14 protein-coding genes and 1 tRNA gene are annotated in these 15394 nt (G+C 69.9%); 11 read left to right on the forward strand and 4 right to left on the reverse strand.

The window, feature by feature from the left end; genetic code table 11:
• Positions 1-157: 157 nt before the first annotated feature.
• A complete protein-coding gene (gene surE / locus ABD784_RS08550) occupies positions 158-1378 on the reverse strand; it encodes a 5'/3'-nucleotidase SurE (RefSeq protein WP_344882865.1) in 1221 nt (406 codons plus the stop codon).
• On the opposite strand from surE, the gene ABD784_RS08555 reads away from it, so the two are divergent.
• Complete coding sequence (locus tag ABD784_RS08555) at positions 1271-2179, forward strand: M15 family metallopeptidase (RefSeq protein WP_344882868.1); 909 nt, start codon at positions 1271-1273, stop codon at positions 2177-2179. The genes surE and ABD784_RS08555 overlap by 108 nt on opposite strands.
• Positions 2180-2342: 163 nt before the next feature.
• On the opposite strand, the gene kynA is transcribed toward ABD784_RS08555, so the two are convergent.
• Both kynA and ABD784_RS08565 read right to left on the reverse strand, forming a co-directional pair.
• Positions 2343-3197 (reverse strand): tryptophan 2,3-dioxygenase, encoded by an 855-nt coding sequence (gene kynA / locus ABD784_RS08560; protein ID WP_344882871.1) that lies wholly within the window; start codon positions 3195-3197, stop codon positions 2343-2345.
• Between the two features lie 39 nt (positions 3198-3236).
• Entirely contained in the window at positions 3237-4943 is a 1707-nt protein-coding gene (locus tag ABD784_RS08565; RefSeq protein WP_344882874.1) for a fumarate hydratase, read from the reverse strand.
• A 243-nt stretch (positions 4944-5186) separates the two neighbouring features.
• Here ABD784_RS08565 and ABD784_RS08570 point away from each other — a divergent pair, with 243 nt between their 5' ends.
• From ABD784_RS08570 to ABD784_RS08615, 10 genes are all read left to right on the forward strand, one after another.
• Positions 5187-5714, forward strand: a complete 528-nt coding sequence (locus ABD784_RS08570; RefSeq protein ID WP_344882877.1) for an SseB family protein — start codon at positions 5187-5189, stop codon at positions 5712-5714.
• 64 nt (positions 5715-5778) lie between these two features.
• Positions 5779-7050 carry a multidrug effflux MFS transporter gene (locus ABD784_RS08575; RefSeq protein WP_344882880.1) on the forward strand — a complete coding sequence of 424 codons (1272 nt, stop codon included), beginning with the start codon at positions 5779-5781 and terminating at the stop codon, positions 7048-7050.
• A 67-nt stretch (positions 7051-7117) separates the two neighbouring features.
• Positions 7118-7188 (forward strand) — tRNA-Gly (locus tag ABD784_RS08580).
• Positions 7189-7264: 76 nt separating this feature from the next.
• Positions 7265-7696 carry an aspartate 1-decarboxylase gene (panD, locus tag ABD784_RS08585; RefSeq protein ID WP_344882883.1) on the forward strand — a complete coding sequence of 144 codons (432 nt, stop codon included), beginning with the start codon at positions 7265-7267 and terminating at the stop codon, positions 7694-7696.
• A 3-nt stretch (positions 7697-7699) separates the two neighbouring features.
• Positions 7700-8626, forward strand: a complete 927-nt coding sequence (locus tag ABD784_RS08590; RefSeq protein ID WP_344882886.1) for an AEC family transporter — start codon at positions 7700-7702, stop codon at positions 8624-8626.
• Between the two features lie 275 nt (positions 8627-8901).
• Positions 8902-9747, forward strand: coding sequence for an amino acid ABC transporter substrate-binding protein (locus ABD784_RS08595; RefSeq protein WP_344882888.1), 846 nt, complete (start codon positions 8902-8904; stop codon positions 9745-9747).
• Positions 9748-9772: 25 nt separating this feature from the next.
• Positions 9773-10438 carry an amino acid ABC transporter permease gene (locus ABD784_RS08600; RefSeq protein WP_344882891.1) on the forward strand — a complete coding sequence of 222 codons (666 nt, stop codon included), beginning with the start codon at positions 9773-9775 and terminating at the stop codon, positions 10436-10438.
• Entirely contained in the window at positions 10425-11279 is an 855-nt protein-coding gene (locus ABD784_RS08605) for an amino acid ABC transporter ATP-binding protein (RefSeq protein WP_344882894.1), read from the forward strand. The genes ABD784_RS08600 and ABD784_RS08605 overlap by 14 nt, the downstream gene beginning before the upstream one ends.
• Positions 11280-11349: 70 nt before the next feature.
• On the forward strand, positions 11350-12969 hold the full coding sequence (locus tag ABD784_RS08610; protein ID WP_344882896.1) for a helicase HerA-like domain-containing protein: 1620 nt from the start codon (positions 11350-11352) through the stop codon (positions 12967-12969).
• Between the two features lie 13 nt (positions 12970-12982).
• Positions 12983-13969, forward strand: coding sequence for a hypothetical protein (locus ABD784_RS08615; protein WP_344882899.1), 987 nt, complete (start codon positions 12983-12985; stop codon positions 13967-13969).
• A 60-nt stretch (positions 13970-14029) separates the two neighbouring features.
• On the opposite strand, the gene ABD784_RS08620 is transcribed toward ABD784_RS08615, so the two are convergent.
• Positions 14030-15277, reverse strand: a complete 1248-nt coding sequence (locus tag ABD784_RS08620) for an MFS transporter (RefSeq protein ID WP_344882901.1) — start codon at positions 15275-15277, stop codon at positions 14030-14032.
• Positions 15278-15394 lie beyond the last annotated feature (117 nt).

The raw sequence follows: 15394 nt of genomic DNA on the forward strand, positions 1-15394 counted from the left end.
ACCAAAATAGCGCACCGCCGGCCCGCGCCCGAGTTCCGGACCGCGTACGACGACGGCCGCCGGCCGGAGGAGTGTCCTCGCGGCGCGGCGGCCATCGATGCCAGATCTCAGGCATCCGGCTGCCGATCGCGTGCGGCCCCGGATGGCTGGCGTGGCGTCAGCGCTCGCTGCGGCCGCTCCTGACGTACCCACGCAGCTCGTTCGCCTCGTTGCCGACCAGCGTGCGGTCGCCTGTGAGGGCCGAGATCGTCACGTAGCCACCGTCGAGGCGGTCGATGTCGGCGTCCTCGCGTGTCTCCTGCTGGCAGTGCTCGGAGCCCGGGCAGCTGCCGAAACCGATGGTGAACGTGTTCTCACCGGCAGCGGTGTCCGGCGTGTACTGGTGCAGTGCTGCGGTGCCGACGCCCACACGCGTCCAGACGACCCCCTTCGGCTCGCCTCCGTCCGCGATGTGCGGGACGTTGACGTTCACGACGTAGTCCGAGCTGAGGTATCCGCTCTGGTGGAGGTCCCCGATGAGGGCCGCCGCGTAGTCGGTTCCGGCGCGGTAGGTCTCGAACGAGGCCGGCGCATGCCCCTCGCCGGCGGCGCTGAGCGCAACCGCCGGGACACCCGAACCGATCGCCGCGATCGCCGCGCCGACGGTGCCCGAGTCGTTGACGGAAGAGCTGACGTTCGGACCGCCGTTCATGCCGGAGACCACGAGATCGGGCCCGTCCTCCCAGCCGACGAGGTGGTCGAGCCCGCCGTGCAACGCGAACTTCACGGTGTCCGCCGGGCGCGCTCCGGGGCTGTCCGGGGTGCAGGCGCCCGCGTCCAGGCAGAGCCCGTAGACCGGGCCGCCACTGGGGGCGTCGCCGCAGTCGCCCCCGAAGCCGGCCGGCAGCTCCTCCCGGGCCTCGACAGTCACCTGGCCGCTGTTGGTGACGGCGCCGCTGGCCCCCGACTGGTAGTCCCAGGGCGCCACGACGACGACGTCGGCCCCGGCCTCGCAGAGCGCGCGGCGCGCTTCGTAGAGGCCGTATCCGTCCTTGCCGGATGCTGTCGCCGCCTGCATGGAGTCATCGTTCGTGAGCAGGATCCGGACCCCGTCGAGGTCGGACCCGGTGGGCGACGCCGTGGCGGCGGTTCCGGTCAGGGCGGCGACACTCGCCGCCCAGGCCGCAGGTCCGGGGCGGTCCGCGGCCCACCGGCCCGTCGACCGCGCGTCTGGCCGCGCACCCGAACCCCTACCCGCCGCGCCGTCGCGTCGATTACGCTGGACGACAGCATGGAACAGAAGAGCCGGAGCCGCGCCCGCCCGCGCGGCCGTGAGTGGCGCGCCGCCGCAGGCGTGTCCATGCTCGCGTGCGCCCTCCTGGCCGCCCCGGCGGCCCACGCCGCACCGACGCCCACGGCCCAGGCGCAGAACCAAGCACGGGCACAGGCACCGGCACAGGCCCCGAGCGTCGAGGAGACCTCGACGGCCGACTCGCACGCCGTCCTCGTGAACCCCGAGCGCCCCCTGGATCCGATCGACTACGTCCCCGAGGACCTCGTGGAAGTCGGTGGGACCGGAGTGGAGCTCGTCGCCCCCGCCGCCGACGCGGTCGAGGAACTCCTGTCCGCGGCGCGGGATGCCGGGCACGACCTCGTGGCCGAGAGCGGCTACCGCTCCTACGACCGCCAGGCGGAACTCTTCCGCGGGTACGTGGCGCAGTACGGCACCGCCTACGCCGAGCGGATCTCGGCCGACCCCGGCACCAGCGAGCACCAGCTCGGGCTCGCCGTCGACGTCGGGCTGGCCTCCGGCAAGTGCTCGCTGCACCGCTGCTTCGGCGACACCCCGGCCGGAGCGTGGGTCGCCGAGCACGCCGAGGACTACGGCTTCATCCTGCGCTATCCCGACGGCCACAGTGAGACGACCGGATACGCCTACGAGCCCTGGCACCTGCGCTACCTCGGCCCGGAGACCACCGCCGACTTCGCGGCATCGGACGCGGCCACCTACGACGAGTACGTGGCGGCCCTGGAGACCGCGGCCGACGTCGTCTCCGAGCCCCTGCCCTCGTTCCTGCCCCCGGAGCCGAATCCCACGGAGCCGAATCCCACGGACGCCGGCGGCGAGGAGCTGGAACCGGTCCGGCAGGACCTGTCGTGGCTGCCGCGCTGGCTGCTCGAGGGCACCGCGCGCCGCTGACCGTCGGGGCACGGCACCGCTGCAGGGCCCCGTTGCCACGGCACCGCTGCAGAACACCACGGCACCGCTGCAGGACACCGCGGTGCCGGCGAGAGCTCCGGCCCGTCGGGGGAAGCTCCGCGCGCACCTCCCCCACCGGGCCGGGCGCCGATGGCTGGGGCGGTCAGGCGCCGATCTCGGTGCGGACCGCGTAGAGCTCGGGGAAGAACGTCAGCTCCAGCGCCTTCTGGAGGAAGCCGACGCCCGAGGAGCCGCCCGTGCCGCGCTTGAAACCGATCGTCCGCTCCACCGTCTTGAGGTGGCGGAAGCGCCAGAGCTGGAAGTTCTCCTCGAGGTCCACGAGCTCCTCGCACGCCTCGTAGAGGTCCCAGTGCTCGGCCGCATGCTCGTAGACGTCCTTGTAGACCTGCACCAGGCCGGGCGAGAAGACGTGCGCCTCGGTGACGTCTCGCTCGAGCAGCTCGGCCGGCACAGCGAAGCCACGGCGCGCCAGCAGCCGGATGAACTCGTCGTAGACGCTCGGAGCGGCCAGCGTCTCGCGGAGCATCTCCTGCGCGGCGGGCTCCGCCGCGAAGACCTTGACCATGTCGGCGTTCTTGTTGCCGAGGGCGAACTCCACCGCGCGGTACTGGTAGGACTGGAAGCCGCTGGAGGAGCCCAGGTCGCCGCGGAACTCGGCGTACTCGCTCGGCGTCAGCGTGGCGAGGACGCTCCACTGCTCCGTCAGGGTCCGCTGGATGTGCTTGACCCGGGCGATGTGCTTGAGCGCGAACCGCAGATCGTCGGCCCGCAGCCGCTGCTGGATGGCCCGCAGCTCGTGCAGCATGAGCTTCAGCCAGAGCTCCGACGTCTGGTGCTGGATGATGAACAGCAGCTCGTCGTGGTGCTCCGGCTTGCTCACCGGATGCTGGGACTCCAGCAGCGTGTCCAGCCCCAGGTAGGAGCCGTAGCTCATCTTGTCGCTGAAGTCGGTCTCGATCTCGGACTCGAGCGCACGGGTGTTCTTGTCTACGGTCATGAATCGTCCTTTCCCGCCACCACGCTGTAGCGGGTGCGGTTACTTGGCGCGCACCGGGATGCCGGTGAACGTGGGCTTCATCGTCTCGGCGAAGAAGTCGTTGCCCTTGTCATCCACCACGATAAACGCGGGGAAATCCTCGACCTCGATCCGCCAGACGGCCTCCATGCCGAGCTCCTCGTACTCGAGCACCTCGACCTTCTTGATGCAGTCCTGCGCGAGCCGGGCGGCCGGGCCGCCGATGGAGCCCAGGTAGAAGCCGCCATGGGCGTTGCACGCGTCGGTGACCTGCCGGGAGCGGTTGCCCTTGGCGAGCATGACCATGGAGCCCCCGGCCGCCTGGAACTGGTCGACGTAGGAGTCCATGCGCCCCGCCGTCGTCGGCCCGAACGAACCGGAGGCGAGTCCCTCCGGCGTCTTCGCCGGGCCCGCGTAGTAGACCGGGTGGTCCCGCAGGTACTGCGGCATCTCCTCGCCGGCGTCCAGGCGCTCCTTGATCTTCGAGTGCGCGATGTCGCGGGCGACCACCAGCGGACCCGTGAGGGAGAGTCGGGTCTTCACCGGGTGCTTGGTCAGCTCGGCGAGGATCCGGTCCATCGGCTGGTTCAGGTCGACCCTGACCACGGAGCTGCCGCCGGTGCCCGTGACGCCGTGGGTCTCGTCGTCGTGCGCGGCCACCGCGGGGTGCGACTCGTCCGGCATGAACCGCGCCGGATCGGTCTCCAGCTGCTCCACGAAGACGCCGTCGACGGTGATCTTCGCCAGCATCTGGCGGTCGGCGGAGCAGGACACGGCGATGGCCACCGGGAGCGAGGCGCCGTGCCGGGGCAGGCGGACCACGCGCACGTCGTGGCAGAAGTACTTGCCCCCGAACTGGGCGCCGATGCCGAAGTTCCGGGTCAGCTCCAGCACCTTCTCCTCGAGCTCGACGTCGCGGAAGCCGCGGCCGGTCATCGCGCCCTCCGTGGGCAGCGTGTCCAGGTACTTGGCCGAGCCGTACTTCGCCGTCTTCAGGGCGAACTCGGCGCTGGTGCCGCCGATGACGATGGACAGGTGGTAGGGCGGGCAGGCCGCGGTGCCGAGCGAGCGCAGCTTCTCGTCCAGGAACTTCAGCATCGCGTTCTCGTTCAGGATCGCCTTCGTCTCCTGGTAGAGGAACGACTTGTTGGCCGAGCCGCCGCCCTTGGCCATGAACAGGAACTTGTACTGCTCCTCGTGCCCCGGCGTCGTGTCGGCGTAGATCTCCACCTGGGCGGGCAGGTTGTTGCCCGTGGACTTCTCCTCCCACGTGGTCAGCGGCGCCAGCTGCGAGTAGCGCAGGTTCAGCTGCGTGTAGGCGTCGTAGATCCCCTTGGAGAGGTCCTTCTCGTCCGGGCCGGCGGTGATGACGTTCTGGCCGCGCTTGCCCATGACGATCGCGGTCCCGGTGTCCTGGCACATCGGCAGCACCCCGCCGGCGGCGATGTTCGCGTTCTTCAGCAGGTCCAGCGCCACGAACTTGTCGTTCGGGCTCGCCTCGTCGTCGTCGAGGATGTTGCGCAGCTGCTGCAGGTGCGCCGGGCGCAGGTAGTGCGAGATGTCGTGCAGCGCCGTGCGGGCGAGCTGCTCCAGCGCCTCGGGGGCGATCTCCAGGTAGCGGCGCCCGCCGGGGCCCTCCACGGACCTGACGCCCTCGGTGGAGATCAGGCGGTATTCGGTCTCGTCCGCGCCGATCGGCAGCAGGTCCTCGTACTGGAAATCAGTCATCGTGCTTCCTTGCAGAACTCTCAGATGGTGGCGGCACCGCGATGTGCGCGGGTCCCACCTTATTCCCTCCCCGGCCGGCGCCACGAACCGGCGAGGGGCCGGCGGAGGGCCGGCGGAGGGCCGGCGGAGGGCCGGTGGAGGGTCACTGGAGGGCCGGCGCGACGCCGGCGCCCGGGCCACGCGGGCGAGTACGACGCCGTCGCACGGGTTGCGTTCGAGGGTCCACCGTGGTCGGGTGGAGACATGACTGAGACCCCCCAGCCGAACGATCCCCAGCCGACCGACCAGGATGCCAGCCTGCAGGACCCGAGCCAGCAGCAGCCCGGCGAGGCCGCGGCCGACTTCGATCCGTCGGAGCCGCAGAGCCACCTCGAGGAGACCCTCCTGGCCGGCCAGCAGGACCCCGAGAAGGCCGGAGAGGTCATCGCGACCTTCCTGAACTCGGAGATCTTCTTCCTCAGCCGCGAGGAGGTCACCGAGGAGAGCGGCGACGTCTCGCCCCTGATCCTCCAGAACCCGGACGGCGAGCCGCGCGTCGCGCTGTTCAGCCACCTCGGCCGCGTGCCGCAGCAGTACATCTCGGAGGCGCCCTTCGGCGTCCGCGTCACGGGGGCCGCCGTCGTGCAGAACCTCAACGGCGCCGGGCTGGTCCTGAATCCGGGCCACCAGATCGGCTTCGACATCCCCGCCGAGGGCGTCGAGGCGATCCGCAGCGACTTCCGTCCGGTCGAGGTCGACGAGAACGGCCAGCCGGCGCAGCCGGAGGCCTGATCCTCCCAGCCCCGCCGCGCGCGGGGCCCTGACTCCGCGGGGCCGGGTTGACTAGAGTGGACGGGTGAACGACGCCCCGTCCCCGTCAGCCCGGCCCCGCTACGTCCCGGGCATCAAGTACATCCTGATGCTCGGCGCCCTCGCGGCGCTCCCAGCCGTCACCACGGACATGTACCTGCCCTCGCTGCCGGCGGTGGCCGAGGACCTGGACGCGAGCCGCGCGGCCGTGCAGTTCACGCTCTCCGCCCTGCTGATCGGCGGCGGCGTCGGCCAGCTGGTGATCGGCCCCTTCTCCGATCGGTTCGGCCGCCGGCTCCCCCTGCTGATCGGCATCTCCCTGCACACGGTCCTGTCGATCCTCTGCTCGATCGCGCCGGACATCGGCACGCTGATCGGGCTCCGCGTGCTGCAGGGCTTCTTCAACGCGGCCGCCGCCGTCGTCGCGATCGCGGTGATCCGCGACCGTTTCGTCGGATCCGACGCGGCACGGCTCCTCTCCCGGCTGATGCTCGTCATCGGCGTCGCGCCGCTCTTCGCGCCGACGATCGGGCAGGCCATCGCCGGCGCCTGGCACTGGCGCGCCGTCTTCTACGCCCTGGCCCTGATCGGTGTGATCCTGCTGGCCATCGTCTGGAAGTGGATGCCGGAGACGCTGCCCGCCACGGTCCGCAGCGCCCGCCCCCGCACCGGGGTGGCCCGCACCTACTGGCACCTCCTGCGGGACCGTCAGTTCATGGCGCTCGCCGTGATCCCCGGGCTCGGGCTCGGCGTCATCATGAGCTACGTGGTGGGGTCGCCCTTCGTCTTCCAGCAGGGCTACGGGCTCAGCGAGGGCCAGTTCGCCCTGCTGTTCGCCTTCAACGGCGTCGCGCTCGTCGCCTCCGCCCAGCTCAACGCGTCGCTGGTACGCAGGACGTCCCCGGCCCGGATCCTCCGGGTCGCCGTCGTCGCCCAGCTGGCCCTCGCCGTCGTACTCTTCGCCGTCCTCGCCACCGGCTTCGGCGGCCTGCCCGGGGTGATCGCCTGCCTGTGGCTGGTGCTCGGGACGCAGGGCATGATCCCCGCGAATGCCTCCGTGCTGGCGCTGAACAACTACGGGCACATGGCAGGCACCGCGGCGGCCGTGATCGGCGCCCTGCAGTCCGGCATCGCGGGACTCGTCAGCCCGGTGGTGGGCCTGCTCGGCGGGGACGCGGTCGCCATGGGTGGCGTCATGGTCGCCATCGTGGCAGTCACGGTGCTGGTCCTCGCGACCGGGACACCGGCCTATCGACGCAATGGGTGGATGGCGATGGGCTACGAGCCGGCCGCCGACGCCGCGCCGGACAGGCCGTAGCAACGCTCCCGCTCGAGAGCTGGTAGGCTGTTCCACGGCTCGCCCAGGCTTCTACTGGGCGGGCTGCGCGGGTGTAGCTCAATGGTAGAGCGCCAGCTTCCCAAGCTGGACACGCGGGTTCGATTCCCGTCACCCGCTCTTTTCATGCGCTGGCGGAGCTGTGTTGAAGCTCTCTTCGGCGCCTCCCCGGCTCCGGGCGTAGACTGGATCAGTCATGAGGCGCACAATGTTCAAGTCCAAGATCCACCGTGCCACGGTCACGCATGCGGACCTGCACTACGTCGGATCCGTCACCGTCGACTCCGACCTGCTCGATGCCGCGGACATCCTCCCGGGCGAGCTGGTCGCGATCGTCGACGTCACGAACGGTGCCCGGCTGGAGACATACACGATCGCCGGCGAGCGGGGCAGCGGGGTCATCGGCATCAATGGCGCGGCCGCGCACCTGGTCCACCCGGGCGACACCGTCATCCTCATCAGCTACGCCGAGATGGAGACAGCCGAGGCGCGCGAGTACGTGCCCGCCATCGTCCACGTCGACGCCGACAACCGCATGATCGAGCTGGGGCACGACCCGGCGCAGGCCCTCGGCGACGACGTCTCGCGGCCGCCCCTCTCGCTGGCCGACCTCGGCCGCTCCCACTAGCCCTTGACGGGGGTCCTGTCCGGGTTCGCCGTCGTCTGGACGGTGATCCTGGTGGGCTACGCCGTCGGACGGACCGGTGTCCTGGGGCCGCAGGCCCGCTACGTCCTGAACCGGCTCACGTTCTTCGTGGCCAGCCCGGCCCTCCTGTTCACCACGCTCGCGGATTCCGAGCCCACGACGGTGCTCGGTCCCCCGCTCTGGGTCGCCGCGATCTCCGCCTCGACCGTCGCCGTGGTCTACTTCCTCATCACCCGCTGGTGGCTGCGGCGCGAGGCTCCCGAGGCGATCATGGGCGCGATGAGCGCCTCGACCGTCAACTCGGCGAATCTGGGCCTGCCCATCGCGATCTACGTCCTCGGCGACATCACCCAGGCGGCCCCGATCATCCTGTTCCAGCTGGCGCTGTTCAGCCCGGTGTTCCTGGCCCTGCTGGATACGACGACGACGCGCCACCGGACCACGCCGGTCGCCCTCGTGTTCCAGACGCTGCGCAACCCGATGATCATCGGCTCCCTGCTCGGCCTGCTCTTCGCCCTGTTCGGCTGGGAGCTGCCGCAGCAGCTCGCCGACCCGGTCGAGATCATCGCGGGGGCCTCCATCCCGGCCATGCTGATCGCCTTCGGCATCTCCCTGGTGGGCAACCGGCCGCTCTCCCGCGCCGCCGGGCGACGCACCGACACGATCGTGGCGACATCGCTGAAGCTCCTGATCCACCCCGTGCTGGCCTGGCTCCTGGGCTTCCTCGTCTTCGGGCTCGAAGGGGAGCAGCTCTTCGCCGTCGTGGTCATGGCCGCGCTGCCGACCGCCCAGAACGTGTACGTCACCGCGTCGCGCTACGAGGCCGGCGTGACGCTGGCGAAGGACACGGTCCTGCTGACGACCATCGCCGCCATCCCGGCGATGATGCTCGTTCCGCTGCTCCTGCACTGACGCGGCGCTGGCACTGGCTGGTCCTGGTACTGCACCGATACTGCTAGTGCCACTGGCACTGGCACTGCCACCAACTTCGATCCTGTTCGCCGGCGCCGATGCCCGCGGCGTGAATGCACTGCGAGTGCAACGACGACGCACGGCGGAATAATCGCTCTGGAATATCCGGGACCGGTTCTACGCTGGAGGCTACAGACGAGGTGCCGCCCCCACGGGGTGCGCCCTCGCCCCTGGCCGACGGACCCGCCGGCCATCGCCCCGCCGAAGGAATGCACATGACTCGCTCGCTCTCCTCGACCCCCTCCGCGCGCCGCGCCCTGGGCCTCGTCGCCGCGTCGGCGGCCGCCCTGTCGCTCGCGGCCTGCGGCGGAGCCACCTCCGACCCCGCCGCGTCCTCCGCCCCCGCAGCCGGTGGCGTCACCCTCGAGGAGGTGCAGGAGGCCGGCGTCCTGACCGTCGGCACGGAGGGCACCTACCGCCCGTTCTCCTACCACGCCGATGGCAGCGGGGAACTGACGGGGTACGACGTCGAGGTCGCGCAGGCCGTCGGCGAGAAGCTCGGCGTGGAGGTCGAATTCGCGGAGACCCAGTGGGACGCCATGTTCGCCGGGCTCAACGCCGGCCGCTTCGACACGGTCGCGAATCAGGTCACGATCACTGAGGAACGCGAGGCCGAGTACCTCTTCACCGACCCGTACACCATCAGCCGCGGCGTCGTCGTCACGCTGGCCGAGGACACCTCGATCGACGGCTTCGAGGACCTCGAGGGCAAGCGCACCGCCCAGTCGCGCTCGAGCAACTGGCACCAGCTCGCCGTCGACTCCGGCGCCGAGGTGGAGCCCGTCGAGGGATGGGCGCAGTCCGTCACGCTCCTCGAGCAGGGCCGCGTCGACGCGACGATCAACGACGAGCTGACGGTCCTGGACTACCAGAAGACCGAGAACAACCAGAACATCAAGATCGCCGCGGAGACGGAGGAGACCTCCGAGGTCGCGTTCGCGTTCCCGAAGGGCTCGGAGTCCGTGGTCGAAGCCGTCAACACCGCACTCTCCGAGCTGTCCGCGGACGGCACGCTCGCCGAGATCTCCACCGAGTACTTCGGCGAGGACGTCTCCCAGTAGACCAGCAGACAGGCAGGAGCCGTCCATGGGTTTCGACTGGAACCTCTTCCTCGAGTCGCTCGGCCCGATAGCCCTCTGGGGGCTGCGCGGCACCATCCCACTGGCGCTGGCCAGCTTCGCGCTCGGCATGGTGCTCGCCGTCCTCGTGGCCCTGATGCGCATCAGCCGCAACAGGGTGCTCTCGGGGATCGCCCGCGCCTACGTCTCGGCGATCCGGGGCACGCCGCTGCTGGTGCAGCTGTTCGTCATCTTCTACGGTCTGCCGTCAGTAGGCGTGACGCTGGATCCCTGGCCGAGCGCGATCATCGCGTTCTCGCTCAACGTCGGCGGCTACGCGGCCGAGGTCGTGCGCGCCGCGATCCTCTCCGTCCCGAAGGGCCAGTGGGAGGCGGGATACACCATCGGCATGTCCAGGACGCTCACCCTGCGCCGCCTGATCCTCCCGCAGGCCGCCCGCGTGTCCGTGCCACCCCTGTCCAACACGTTCATCTCCCTGGTCAAGGACACCTCGCTGGCCTCGCTCATCCTGGTCAGCGAGGCGTTCAAGGAGGCGCAGAACATCGCCGCGTTCAGCCAGCAGTTCATGGTCGTCTATCTGGCGGCGGCGCTGGTCTACTGGGTGTTCTGCACCGTCCTGTCCGCCGGTCAGAACCAACTCGAGAAGAGGCTGGACCGCTATGTCGCCCACTGACCCACCCCTCGGAGGCCCGGCCGGCGGATCCGACGACGCCGCTGCCCGCGCGGACCGCCGCGCCGACGTCCCCTCGAACCGGTCGGGGACGCCCCTGCTGAAGGTGACCGGACTGCAGAAGTCCTTCGGCGACCACGAGGTGCTGACCTCGATCGACCTGTCGGTCCGCCAGGGCGAGGTCCTCGCGCTCATCGGCCCCTCCGGCTCCGGGAAGACGACGGCGCTGCGGTGCCTGAACGGACTGGAGCAGCCCGACGCCGGCCGCGTCGAGTTCGACGGCGGCCCCGTCGTCGACTTCTCCCCCGCCACGCCGCGGCGCGAGCGGGACAGCCTGCGTCGCCGCAGCGCCATGGTCTTCCAGCAGCACAACCTGTTCCCGCACATGACGGTGCTGCAGAACGTCATCGAGGGCCCGGTCCAGGTCCAGCGGCGTCCTCGGAAGGAGGCCGTCGCGGAGGCCGTGCGGTTGCTCGAGCGGGTCGGGCTGGGCGGCAAGCACGAGGCCTACCCGCACGAGCTCTCCGGCGGTCAGCAGCAGCGCGTCGGGATCGTCCGTGCGCTGGCGCTGAAGCCGTCGCTGCTGCTCTTCGACGAGCCGACGTCGGCTCTGGACCCCGAGCTGGTCGGGGACGTCCTCTCCGTCATCAAGGAACTGGCGCAGGAGGGCTGGACCATGGTCCTCGTGACCCACGAGCTGGCGTTCGCCCGCGAAGTCGCGGACGAGGTCGTGTTCATGGACGGTGGCGTCGTCGTCGAGCGCGGGCATCCGGACCGGGTCCTGCGGCAGCCCCGCGAAGAGCGCACCCGCCGGTTCGTGCACCGGCTGCTGAACCCGTTCTGATTCGCTCAAACAATGCTCAACGGCCGGCAGGGGGCTGCCCAGAGCGGCCGTCCCGCTCTACGCTGTGATCATGGCGGAGAAGAGCGCGGCCGAACGCGCAGAGAACATCAGGACCGGCTACGTCTTCGACGGGGACTCGGTGCGGCTCGGGGCCGCAGTGGTGGAGGGCGAGGTCTTCCCGGAAGCGGCCGTGGGCCTGCCGTTGCGCATGATGAACCGCCACGGGCTCATCGCGGGCGCCACGGGCACCGGCAAGACCATCACCCTCCAGCTCATCGCCGAGCAGCTCAGTGAGGCCGGCGTCCCCACGTTCCTCGCTGACATCAAGGGCGATCTGACAGGCCTCTCGACTCCCGGGGAGGGCTCGGAGAAGCTCACCGTACGTACCAGCAGCGTCGGGATGGACTGGTCCCCCACGACGTTCCCCGTGGAGTACTTCTCGCTCGGCGGCGCGGGCACCGGGGTGCCCATCCGCGCGACCGTCACCTCGTTCGGGCCGCTGCTGCTCGCCCGCGTCCTCGGTCTGAACGAGACGCAGGAGGCCAGCCTGATGCTGGTCTTCCATTACGCGGACCAGAGGGACCTGGAGCTCGACGACTTGAAGGACCTCCGGGCCGTCATCCAGCATCTCACCAGCGACGAGGGCAAGGACGAGCTCGCCGATCTCGGCGGACTCAGCAAGGCCACGGCCGGCGTGATCCTGCGCAGCCTCGTCGGCCTCGAGACGCAGGGCGGCGACCAGTTCTTCGGCACACCCGAGTTCGACACCGCCGAGCTGCTCCGGACCGCCGAGGACGGCCGCGGCATCATCTCCTGCCTCGAGCTGCCGGCACTCCTGCGCCAGCCTCTCCTGTTCTCCACGTTCCTCATCTGGCTCCTCGCCGACCTGTTCGAGGAGCTGCCGGAGGTCGGCGACGCGGAGAAGCCCGAGCTGGTCTTCTTCCTCGACGAGGCGCACCTCCTGTTCGAGGATGCCTCCAAGGCGTTCATGGACTCCATCACGACGACGGTGCGCCTGATCCGCTCCAAGGGCGTGGGGGTCTTCTTCATCACCCAGACACCACAGGACCTCCCGGCCGAGGTCCTGGGTCAGCTCGCGAACCGTGTCCAGCACGCCCTGCGCGCCTTCACTCCGGACGATGCCAAGGCGCTCAAGGCGACGGCGTCCACGTTCCCACTCTCCGACTACGACCTGGAGGAGGCGCTCACCTCGGCAGGGACAGGCGAGGCCATCGTGACCGTCATGAACGAGCGCGGCGCCCCGACGCCCGTGGCCTGGACCCGCCTGTGGAGCCCGCGCACGCACATGGGCGCCTCGGAGGACACGGTGGTCGAGCAGGCCGTCGCGGGCTCCTCCCTGCTGGAAAAATACGGCACCGCCGTAGATCGCGCGTCGGCGCGTGAGAAGCTCGACGGCGCGGCCGGCGCACCCGGCTCCGGTCCTGCCGGCCAGGACCGGCGGGAGGAGGGCACCGGCCCCTCCGAGCCGGACTCCGGACGCGCAGACACCGAGGGGATGGGCACACGCGGCTCCTCGGGGCAGGCGCGCCGGACCGGTGCGGGCCGTCGACCGTCGACGTCCACCCGCCGTCAGGACAACCCGCTCATGGACATGGCCGTCCAGGTCGCGGGCGTACTGGGCAAGGAGCTGGCGCGGGGCCTCTTCGGAACCCGCCGACGCCGCCGCTGATACTCTGGCACGCGTGCACAACAGATCCGAACCCATCAAGGTCGTCGCCCTCTGGCTGATGGCCTTGATGTTCGTCCTGGTCGCTGCGGCCATGGCGATCGCCGTCGTCAACGCCCGTGTCTTCGGCCCGGAGCGGGCGGTCGAGGACTACTTCGGGGCCCTCGAATCCGGCGACCCGGCCACGGCCCTCGGGCTGCTCGGCGCCGAGGTCCCGGCCGGCAACGGGCTGATGCTCACGCCGGACGCCGTTCGGGCCTCCGCGGAGCACATCGCCGATGTGGAGGTCTCCGAGACGAGCATCGACGACGGTCGCGCTACCGTCGAAGCCTCCTTCGTGGCGTCCGGAAAGACCCACACGGCGAAGTTCGATCTGGTCAAGACCGGAACCGACTGGCTCTTCTTCGACCGTTGGTCCTTCGACCAAGGCAGTCTGCCGACCCTGCGGATCGACGCAGCCGATACCGGCGACATCCACGTCAACGGGGTCGCCTCTCCCGTGGAGAAGGGATCCCAGACGTTCCCGGTCCTCCCTCCCGCCGTCGTCGAGGCGTCCTTCGAGCAGAAGTACTTCCACGCCGAACCCACCCGCCGCGTCGTCACGGACGCAGGGAGCGCGGAGGAGCCGCTGAAGCTGAAGTCCGAGCCGACGCCGACGCTCATCGACGAGGTCACCGAGCAGGTCAACGCCTACGTGGACAGCTGCGTCGAGCAGAACGTCCTCATGCCGACGGGCTGCCCCCTGACCTACGACACCGACGCTCGCGTCGACGCTGACACCATCGAGTGGAAGGTCGTCGAATACCCGAAGGTGGAGATCACCGCCTTCGACGGTTCCTGGGTCCTGCGCCCAATGGAGATGAACATTCGGCTCTCGCTCGTCGAGCAGGATCTGGCGACGGGGCGGCGCGAGGACGTCGCGCTGGAGAAGGCCTACGGATTCACGGCGAAGCTCGACGTCGGCGCGGACAGCGTCCGAGTCACTCCGGTCGCCTCCGAATAGAGTCTGCCCTCGGTCCGGCCGAGCGCCTCTGCCGCCTCTGTCAGCGGCTCGCCGCACACGTCAGGTCGGCTTGACGATCGGGAGCGTCCCCGTGGGCGGGTTGTCGTCGCGGAGCACCAAGCGGCCCCGGAGCATCAGATACAGCGCCCAGGCACCCGCCAGCAGGGCGATGCCCGCGCCGAGGCCCACCGCCCAACGCGGCCCCAGGACATCGCCGATCCAACCGATCAACGGTGCGCCGATGGGTGTGCCACCTTGCACCACCGCCATGTAGAGAGCCAGGACCCGTCCGCGGAAGCGTGGCTCCACCGACAGTTGAATGGAGGTGTTGCAACTGTTGAGGAACGTCACCGAGGTCAGACCGACAAGGACCAGCAGGGCCGCGTAGAGCCAGAAGGTCGGCATCAGGCTCGCTGCTACTCCGGCCACCCCGAAGCCCAGTGCACCGCCAATGAGGTAGCGCATGCGGAACCTCCCCCGGATGGCTGCCAGGATCGCCGCCGACAGCGTCCCGACGGCCACGAGCGAGCCGAGGATGCCGTATTCCGTCGGCCCGCGGCCGAACACGGTGGTCGCCATCATGGCGTTGGTGATCTGGAAGTTGAATCCGAAGGTGCCGATGAGGAAGGCCATCACCAGGATGACGACGAGGTCGGGTCGCTGCCGTACGTAGGCGATGCCCTCACGGATCTGCCGCTTGCCGCGCGGGGCCGGTTCGCTGCGGCGCAGCGTGGAGACGTCCATCCGCCAGATACCGATCAGGACCGCCAGGAAGCTGGCCGCATTGATCATGAATGCCGGCGCGGTGCCCACCCAGGAGATGAGCAGACCCGCGACGCCTGGCCCGGCCAGCCGCGCCATATTGAAGGATGCGCTGTTGAGGGCGACGGCATTCGGAATGTCCGGTTTGGCGACGACCTCCGAGACGAACGCCTGTCGGGCCGGCGCGTCGAAGGCGCTGGCGACTCCGAGCGCGAATGCCAGGACGAAGACGTGCCACAGCTCAGCAGCGTCCCACCAGACCAGGAGGCCCAGCCCCAGCGCGCACAGGCCCATGGCCGTCTGCGTGATCATGAGGAGACGGCGCTTGTCGTGCCGGTCGGCGATCAGACCCGCCCACGCGCCGAGGAAGAGGATGGGTACGAACTGCAGTCCTGTGGTGATGCCGACGGCCATGCCGTTGTTGTCCGTGAGCTCGGTGAGAACGAGCCAGTCCTGGGCGACGCGCTGCATCCACGTGCCGATGTTGGAGACTAGAGCGCCGGCAACCCAGAGTCGATAGTTCGGGTTCCGTAGTGCGCTGAACATGCTGCCCACCGTGCTGCGGCACCCCTCCCGGTTCCCTCGGCCGTCCGCTCGTCGATGCACGGGCGGACGGTCATTCACTCAGTATTCAACTAGGACCACCCTAGTAGTTGCGGGGAG

It is taken from the genome of Zhihengliuella alba, assembly GCF_039538765.1.
In the GTDB taxonomy this organism is placed as follows: domain Bacteria; phylum Actinomycetota; class Actinomycetes; order Actinomycetales; family Micrococcaceae; genus Zhihengliuella; species Zhihengliuella alba.

What these genes read in the sequence shown, in the direction of transcription:
- ABD784_RS08555 (WP_344882868.1), top strand. Translation starts at nt 1,271, where the DNA reads ATGGAACAGAAGAGCCGGAGCCGCGCCCGCCCGCGCGGCCGTGAGTGG.
- kynA (WP_344882871.1), bottom strand. Translation starts at nt 3,197, where the DNA reads ATGACCGTAGACAAGAACACCCGTGCGCTCGAGTCCGAGATCGAGACC.
- ABD784_RS08570 (WP_344882877.1), top strand. Translation starts at nt 5,187, where the DNA reads ATGACTGAGACCCCCCAGCCGAACGATCCCCAGCCGACCGACCAGGAT.
- ABD784_RS08605 (WP_344882894.1), top strand. Translation starts at nt 10,425, where the DNA reads ATGTCGCCCACTGACCCACCCCTCGGAGGCCCGGCCGGCGGATCCGAC.
- ABD784_RS08620 (WP_344882901.1), bottom strand. Translation starts at nt 15,277, where the DNA reads ATGTTCAGCGCACTACGGAACCCGAACTATCGACTCTGGGTTGCCGGC.
- ABD784_RS08600 (WP_344882891.1), top strand. Translation starts at nt 9,773, where the DNA reads ATGGGTTTCGACTGGAACCTCTTCCTCGAGTCGCTCGGCCCGATAGCC.
- ABD784_RS08610 (WP_344882896.1), top strand. Translation starts at nt 11,350, where the DNA reads ATGGCGGAGAAGAGCGCGGCCGAACGCGCAGAGAACATCAGGACCGGC.
- ABD784_RS08595 (WP_344882888.1), top strand. Translation starts at nt 8,902, where the DNA reads ATGACTCGCTCGCTCTCCTCGACCCCCTCCGCGCGCCGCGCCCTGGGC.
- ABD784_RS08565 (WP_344882874.1), bottom strand. Translation starts at nt 4,943, where the DNA reads ATGACTGATTTCCAGTACGAGGACCTGCTGCCGATCGGCGCGGACGAG.
- panD (WP_344882883.1), top strand. Translation starts at nt 7,265, where the DNA reads ATGAGGCGCACAATGTTCAAGTCCAAGATCCACCGTGCCACGGTCACG.